Source organism: Variovorax soli NBRC 106424 (assembly GCF_001591385.1).
Lineage (GTDB): Bacteria > Pseudomonadota > Gammaproteobacteria > Burkholderiales > Burkholderiaceae_C > Variovorax > Variovorax soli.
This window is the reverse complement of sequence record NZ_BCUU01000049.1, coordinates 32903-39693: the sequence shown is the minus strand read 5'-3', so window position 1 is coordinate 39693 and position 6791 is coordinate 32903. Positions and strand designations below refer to the sequence as shown.

The window sequence follows — 6791 nt, the reverse complement described above, 5'->3', positions numbered from 1 at the left end:
GGTCGCGGCCGAAGGCGCGCAAGCGGCTGCTGACGCAGCGCGGCCGGTTCAGGTCGGCGTGGCGCCGGCGGAGCCATCGGTGGCGCCGCCCATGGCGCAGATCTTCGATGAGCCCAGCATCCTCACGCCCAAGGGCCGCTACGTGCTGGAGCCGTCCTTCCAGTACAACTATTCATCGAACGACCGCGTGGCGCTGGTGGGCTACACGGTCATTCCGGCCATCCTGATCGGCCTGATCGATGTGCGCGAGGTCAAGCGCAACACCATGATCCCGACGCTTACCGGGCGCTGGGGCGTGACCAACAAGATGGAGCTGGAGCTCAAGGTTCCGTACGTGATCCGCTCCGACACCACCGTGAGCCGCGAGATCTTCACCGGCGCGGCCGTCGACAACGTGTTCGACACCAAGGGCAACGGCCTGGGCGACGTGGAGATGGCCATGCGCTACCAGATCTTCAGCGCCAAGGAGAACTGGCCCTACCTCGTGGGCGGCTTGCGCTTCAAGTCCAGAACCGGCAAGGATCCCTTCGAGGTGGTTACCGACTGCGTGACGCGGTGCCTGGGCAACACCACCGGCACCGGCCTGCCGCTGGATGCGCCCACGGGTTCGGGCTTCTATTCGCTGCAGCCGAGCATCACCTGGCTCTACCCGACCGACCCGGCCGTGTTCTTTGGGGGCCTGAGCTACACCTACAACTTCTCGCGCGACAACGTGAGCCGGCTGGTGCTCAACAACCAGCGCGAAGAGCTGGGTTCCATCAAGCCCGGCGACGTGTGGGGCATCAACTTCGGCATGGGCCTGTCGATCAACGAGCGCTCATCCTTCAGCCTGGGCATGGAGCTCTATTCGGTCGGGCCGACCGAGCAGAACGGCCAGACGGTGCGCGGCTCGGTGCGCACGCAGCTGGCATCGCTGCTGCTCGGCTACTCGTTCCGGTTGACCGACAAGACCAACATCAACGTGTCCGTCGGCGCAGGCCTGACGCGCGACACGCCGGATCTGCAGCTGACGGTCCGGGTGCCGGTGACCTTCTGACACCGCCTGCTCTTCCCAGGTCTTGCAACATGCCGCCGCCGGAAGTGCTTTGCCTGACGCTGGATGGGGATGCAGGCGGGGTTGCCACCCAACTGGTTGCGCACGACTGGGCGGTGACGCACGCGCACAGCGTGGCGGCGGCCCGGCGCATGCTGGCGCACGGCCACTTCAATGTCGCCCTGCTCATCGCGGGCTCCCAGCTGGGCATGCCGGCTTCGGCCGTCGAGCAGTTGGTGCATGCCTCGGATGCCGTCGAATGGGTGGCGCTGTGCGAGCCCCAGGCCATGGACCAGGCGGAGTGCCGCGACCTGGTGCTGGACTGCTTCTTCGACCACCACGTGCTGCCGGTGGACTGGCATGCCCTGTCGGTCATGCTGATGCATGCCCGGCAGCGCGCCTTGCTGCGCCAGCGCCGCCTGGGCGAGGCGCGCGGACACGACGAACTGGGCATGGTGGGGCAGAGCACGGCCATCGCCCGGCTGCGCGCGGAAATCCGCAAGGTAGCCGCCACCGACGCCCCGGTGCTCATCGGCGGTGAAAGCGGCAGCGGCAAGGAACTGGCCGCGCGTGCCATCCATCAGTGCTCGCATCGCTCTGCCGGGCCGTTCGTGGTGGTGAACTGCGGCGCCATTGCGCCCACGCTCATCCATTCGGAACTGTTCGGGCACGAGCGCGGCGCGTTCACCGGCGCCTCGTCCGAGCGGCGCGGGCTCATCGAAGCGGCCAACGGCGGCACCATCTTCCTGGACGAGATCGGCGACCTGCCGCTGGACCTGCAGACCAACCTGCTGCGCTTCTTGCAGGAAAAGACCATCAACCGCGTGGGCGCGGTGCGCAACATGAAGGTGGACGTGCGCGTGGTCGCGGCTTCGCATGTGGACCTGGCCGAGGCGGTGGCGGTGGGGCGCTTCCGCGAGGATCTGTTCTATCGCCTGAACGTGCTGTCGATCGACGTGCTGCCGCTGCGCAAGCGCATGGAAGACGTTCGCGTGCTGGCCGAGCATTTCTTCCAGCGCTGCGCCGTGGCCAGCCGAACGCGTGCGCGAGGCTTCAGCCGCCAGTCGATGGAGGCGATGCAGGCGCATTCCTGGCCGGGCAATGTGCGCGAGCTCTACAACCGGGTGCAGCGTGCGGTCGTCATGACCGACCGGCGCCTGATCGCGCCGCAGGACCTGGGCCTGTCGATGGCCGACACCGCCATGGGCGTGGCGCTGAACATGGCCCGCACCACGGCCGAGCGCGACGTGATCTGCCTGACCCTGAACCGGGTGGGCCGCAACATCACGCACGCCGCCCGCGAGCTGGGCGTCTCGCGCATGACGCTCTACCGCCTCATGGACAAGCACCGCATCACGATGGATGAGCGGCGAGCCGCTCAGCCGACGGCACCGAACTGGGATGCGGCCGCGCAGCCGCTGCGGATCGCGCCTTCGAGGGTGGCGGGGTACGGGCCTTCCACATAGTCGCCGCAGGCCAGCAGCCCGGGCGCAACCTGCATGGGCGGGCGCACGAGGCCCGGCGTGCAGGCAAAGGTGGCGCGTTTTTCCACGACGGTCTGCACCACCTGCAGCTGGTCTTCCTTCAACTGGCTGGCGGCCTGTGCCAGTACTTCGTCCTGCAACTGCTCCCGGCCCAAGGTGCTGGCGCTGACCACGAAGGCGAGCAGGCCCTGGGGTCCGCCGAGCAGGCTGCGGTCGAACACGAACTGGGCGGGCGCCTGCGGCCCGTTGCGCAGCGCCACCATGGGCGCCTGCAGCACGCGCCGCGCGCCCTGGGCGTAGACGGTGGCAATGGCCTCGTAGCGCAGGCCTTCCGCCGCGGCGACCCAGCTCGCTGCCCCGATGCCCGATTCGCGCACCAGCCTGGCGGCCTCCCAGGGCGGGGAGGCCAGGATCACCTGGTCGAAGCGCTCGCCGTCCAGTTGCCAACCTGCCGCGTCGTGCGCCAGCGCCTGCACGCGCTGTCCGAGGCGGACCTGCGCGCCTTGCCGTACCAGCCAGTCGGCGGCGGCATCGGGCAGCAGGCGGCCCAGGTCGACGCGCGGCAGCAGCAGGTCGGCGCCGCCGCGTTCGGCGAACAGGGCGTCATGCAGCACGCGCAGGAAGACCTGGCCGCTCGATTGCGCCACCGGCGTGTTGAGTGCGGACACGCACAGGGGCTCGATCAGCTCCTTCGTCACGCGCGGCGTGAGGCCCGCGCACAGGTCGGCCACGGTGGTGTGCGATTCGCACTGGAAGCGCGCGGCGCGCCAGGCCAACGCCGTGCGCAGCAGGCTGCTCTTGTCGCGCCAGATCCAGCCCTGCGCGCCGAGAATGCCCGCGACCAGGTCCAGCGGGGCCGGAAGGCGGGGCAGGGCCAGGCCGCCGCCATCGGCAAAGCGAAGCTGAAGGGGCGTGCGCAGCATCGCGGCTTCGGGCTGCACGCCCAGCTCGCGCATCAGCGCCAGCGTGGCGCTGTAGGCGCCGATGAGGATGTGCTGGCCGTTGTCCAGCGCGAGGCCGCCGCTGGCGTCGACGCGCCGGGCTCTGCCGCCGGCGGTGCGCGCCGCTTCGAAGACGGTCACGTCATGGCCGGCTCGCACGGCGTGCACCGCACAGGCCAGGCCCGCCCAGCCGGCGCCGACGACCGCAAGTTTCACAGCCGGCCCAGGGCCTGCACGCGCCAGGCCAGCCAGAGCTTGCGCAGCGGCGTGAGGCTGACGCGCTGGTTCAGCACCTGGAAGCTGTCGCGTTCGATCTCGCGCAGCAGCGTGCGGTAGATGCTGGCCATCATCAGCCCGGGCTTCTGGCTGCGCCGGTCGGCCGCCGGCAAAAGCGCCAGGGCCTCGTCGTAGGCGCGATGGGCGCGTTCGGCCTGGAAACGCATCAGCGCCACGAAGCGGTCGGAATACACGCGGCCGAGAATCTCGTGCGCCTTCACGTCGAACTGCTGCAGCTCGTTGACCGGCAGGTAGATGCGACCGCGCATGGCGTCTTCGCCCACGTCGCGGATCACGTTGGTGAGCTGCAGCGCCAGGCCCAGCTTGTGCGCGTATTCCGTGGTGGCGGCCACGGTCTGGCCGAAGATGCGCGCCGCCACTTCGCCCACCACGCCGGCCACCAGGTGGCAGTAGCGCGCGAGGCCGGGAAAGTCGAGGTAGCGCGTCTGCTCCAGGTCCATCTGGCAGCCGCGGATGATCTCCTGCAGCTGGCGCTCCTCGATGCCGAAGGGGCCCACGTGCGGCATCAGTGCCTGCATTACCGGATGGTGCGGCTGGCCGGCAAATGCCTGCGCCACTTCGCTCTGCCACCAGGCGAGCTTGGTGGCGGCCACGCCGGGGTCGCTGACTTCATCCACCACGTCGTCCACCTCCCGGCAGAAGGCATAGAAGGCGGTGATGGCGGCGCGGCGCGGCTGGGGCAGGAAGAGAAAGGCGTAGTAGAAGCTGCTGCCCGAGGCCGCGGCTTTTTCCTGGACGTATTGTTCTGGGGTCATCGGTGGATGGGACTTCGAGGCTGCGATTGTCGCGGTTGCCGCGAAGGCCCCCTTCCTGACTGCATCTGCTACATGCGCAGCGCGCGCCAGGCCATGCGGGGCACATCCCGCTTGCGGACGGTCGGCCGGCGCGAAAAGCTGTCGAAGCCCTGGGCCTGGATCTTGTCGAGGATGGCCAGGCCGCCCTGCACGACGAAGCGCAGCTCCCAGCCGACGCGCCCGGGCAGGCGGTGCACGAGCGGTGCGCCTTCGTTCATGAGGGCGCGCGTCCAGTGCACAAGCTCTTCCATCATGGCCAGCGCGGCCGGTGGCGGCGGCGCGTCGGCCAGCGGGCGGAACTGGCGCAGCTGCTCGCGCGAGAGGCCATGGGCTTCCAGCTCCGCGTCGGGCAGGTAGTGGCGCCCGCGCGGCAGGTCCTCGCTCAGGTCCTGCCAGAAGTTGGCCAGCTGCAGGGCGGTGCAGATGTCATCGCTTCGGCGCAGCGCATCGGCATCGTGCACGCCGTACAGGTGCAGCAGCAGCCGGCCCACCGGGTTGGCCGAGCGTGCGCAGTAGTCCAGCAGTTCGCTGCGGCCGGCGTAGGCGCTGGCGTCGCGCGTCTTCTCGATGTCCTGCGCAAAGGCCGAGAGCAGGTCGGCCAGCAGGGATTCGGGCAGCGCGTACTGCTCGATGATCCTGGCCAGTGGCCCGAAAACGCCGGGCCATTGCGCCGAAACGGCTTCGCCGCGGGCCGCCAAGGCGAGATCGGCGCGGTAGGCGCCCAGTTGGGCCAGGCGCTCCGCGGGGCTCGCATCGCCTTCGTCGGCAATGTCGTCGGCCGTGCGCGCAAACGAATAGATGGCCGCGATGGGCGCGCGCAGGTGCGGCGGGCAGACCCAGGAGGCGACAGGAAAGTTTTCGTAGTGCTGCCCTGCCACGGCGGGCTCGGGAGGCGGGGCGGATGGAGAAGGAGAAACCGGCACGCCGCGCATTGTGGAGCAGCGGGCGCATCCCCTCTTTGCGCGTTGACACGGATTCAGGTTTACCCTAGATTACTAACCGCCCGGTCATTAATGACCCATTCTTCATGCCGCATCAGGTGTCCTCATGACCGTGCCGACTCGTTCCGCCACCTTGTTGTTCAGAAACGTGGGCGCCGCCCTTGTGCTGGCCGTTGGCCTGGCCGCCTGCAAGCAGGCACCCCCGCCGCCCGAGCCGGTGCGCGCGGTCAAGGTGGTCGAAGTCGGCAGTTCCGCCTACGGCACCGCGCCGGAATTCGCGGGCGAGGTCAAGGCGCGCGTCGAAAGCCGCCTGGGCTTCCGGGTGGCCGGCAAGATCACGCGCCGCCAGGCCGAGGTGGGCCAGCATGTGCAGCCGGGCGCCGTGCTCGCGCAGCTCGACCCCAAGGACTATCAACTGGCAGCCGAGGCCGCCCGCGCCCAGGCCAATGCCGCGCTGACCAACCGCGACCTGGCGGCGGCCGACCTCAAGCGCTACCAGGGTTTGCGCGCGCAGAACTTCATCAGCGAGGCGGAACTGCAGCGCCGCGACAGCACCTACAAGGCCGCCCAGGCGCAACTGGAACAGGCGCAGGCCCAGGTGGCCTCGCAAGGCAACCAGGCGCGCTACACCAACCTGGTGGCCGACGTGGCCGGCGTCGTCACCGCAATCGAGGCCGAGCCCGGGCAGGTGGTGAGCGCGGGTACGCCGGTCGTGCGCATCGCCAACGACGGCGCGCGCGACGTGGTGTTTGCCGTGCCCGAAGACCGCGCCTCGCTGATCAGGACCGGCTCTGCGGTCACGGTTCGAAGCTGGTCGAGCGGCGCGCCGGCGCTGGAAGGCACGGTGCGCGAGGTGGCCGCCGCGGCCGATGCGGTCACACGCACGTACACGGTCAAGGTCGCCATCGACGCCGCCAGCGCGCCGCCGCTGGGCGCCACCGTCTATGTGCAGCCCAAAGCCCTGTCGCTGGTGGGTGCCCAGGTGATCAAGCTGCCGACCAGCGCGCTGCGCCAGGAAGGGCAGGGCACGGCGGTCTGGGTGCTCGACAAGGCGAGCATGACGGTGCGTTCGCAGCCGGTGCAGGTGGCCACCGCGGACGGCAACGAGGCGGTGATCGCATCCGGCGTGGCGCCGGGCATGCTGGTGGTGTCGGCGGGCGTGCATGTGCTGTCTGCCGGGCAGAAGGTGAGCATCTACCGCGACAAGTACAGCAAGGCGGAACCGGTCGCCGACAAGTCTGCGCCGGCGCCCGGCGCGGGTCTGGGCACCGCCAACGCCGCCACGCGCTGAAGGGGCCGCC

Annotated in this window: 6 protein-coding genes; 3 read left to right on the top strand and 3 right to left on the bottom strand. The window is 69.7% G+C overall.

The window, feature by feature from the left end:
• Both VSO01S_RS15410 and VSO01S_RS15405 read left to right on the top strand, forming a co-directional pair.
• Window positions 1-1036 (top strand): acetate kinase (locus VSO01S_RS15410; protein WP_218002351.1); only part of this gene is annotated, 1036 nt, incomplete at its 5' end.
• 29 nt (window positions 1037-1065) lie between these two features.
• Window positions 1066-2499, top strand: coding sequence for a sigma-54 dependent transcriptional regulator (locus VSO01S_RS15405; protein ID WP_084241891.1), 1434 nt, complete (start codon window positions 1066-1068; stop codon window positions 2497-2499).
• On the opposite strand, the gene hpnE is transcribed toward VSO01S_RS15405, so the two are convergent.
• The 3 genes from hpnE to hpnC form a co-directional block, all read right to left on the bottom strand.
• Window positions 2412-3674, bottom strand: coding sequence for a hydroxysqualene dehydroxylase HpnE (gene hpnE, locus VSO01S_RS15400; RefSeq protein ID WP_068643697.1), 1263 nt, complete (start codon window positions 3672-3674; stop codon window positions 2412-2414). The genes VSO01S_RS15405 and hpnE overlap by 88 nt on opposite strands.
• The gene (gene hpnD / locus VSO01S_RS15395; RefSeq protein ID WP_068643696.1) at window positions 3671-4510 is read right to left on the bottom strand and encodes a presqualene diphosphate synthase HpnD; all 840 of its coding nucleotides are present in this window, start codon (window positions 4508-4510) and stop codon (window positions 3671-3673) included. Before hpnD ends, hpnE begins: the two co-directional genes overlap by 4 nt.
• 68 nt (window positions 4511-4578) lie before the next feature.
• Window positions 4579-5481, bottom strand: coding sequence for a squalene synthase HpnC (hpnC, locus tag VSO01S_RS15390; protein WP_084241890.1), 903 nt, complete (start codon window positions 5479-5481; stop codon window positions 4579-4581).
• Window positions 5482-5596: 115 nt separating this feature from the next.
• Between hpnC and VSO01S_RS15385 the strand changes: the two genes are divergently transcribed.
• Window positions 5597-6781 carry an efflux RND transporter periplasmic adaptor subunit gene (locus VSO01S_RS15385; protein ID WP_068643694.1) on the top strand — a complete coding sequence of 395 codons (1185 nt, stop codon included), beginning with the start codon at window positions 5597-5599 and terminating at the stop codon, window positions 6779-6781.
• Window positions 6782-6791: the final 10 nt, after the last annotated feature.

Excerpts from the sequence above, each read along its gene's own strand:
- VSO01S_RS15385 (WP_068643694.1), top strand. The coding sequence starts at position 5,597 with ATGACCGTGCCGACTCGTTCCGCCACCTTGTTGTTCAGAAACGTGGGC.
- VSO01S_RS15405 (WP_084241891.1), top strand. The coding sequence starts at position 1,066 with ATGCCGCCGCCGGAAGTGCTTTGCCTGACGCTGGATGGGGATGCAGGC.
- hpnC (WP_084241890.1), bottom strand. The coding sequence starts at position 5,481 with ATGCGCGGCGTGCCGGTTTCTCCTTCTCCATCCGCCCCGCCTCCCGAG.
- hpnD (WP_068643696.1), bottom strand. The coding sequence starts at position 4,510 with ATGACCCCAGAACAATACGTCCAGGAAAAAGCCGCGGCCTCGGGCAGC.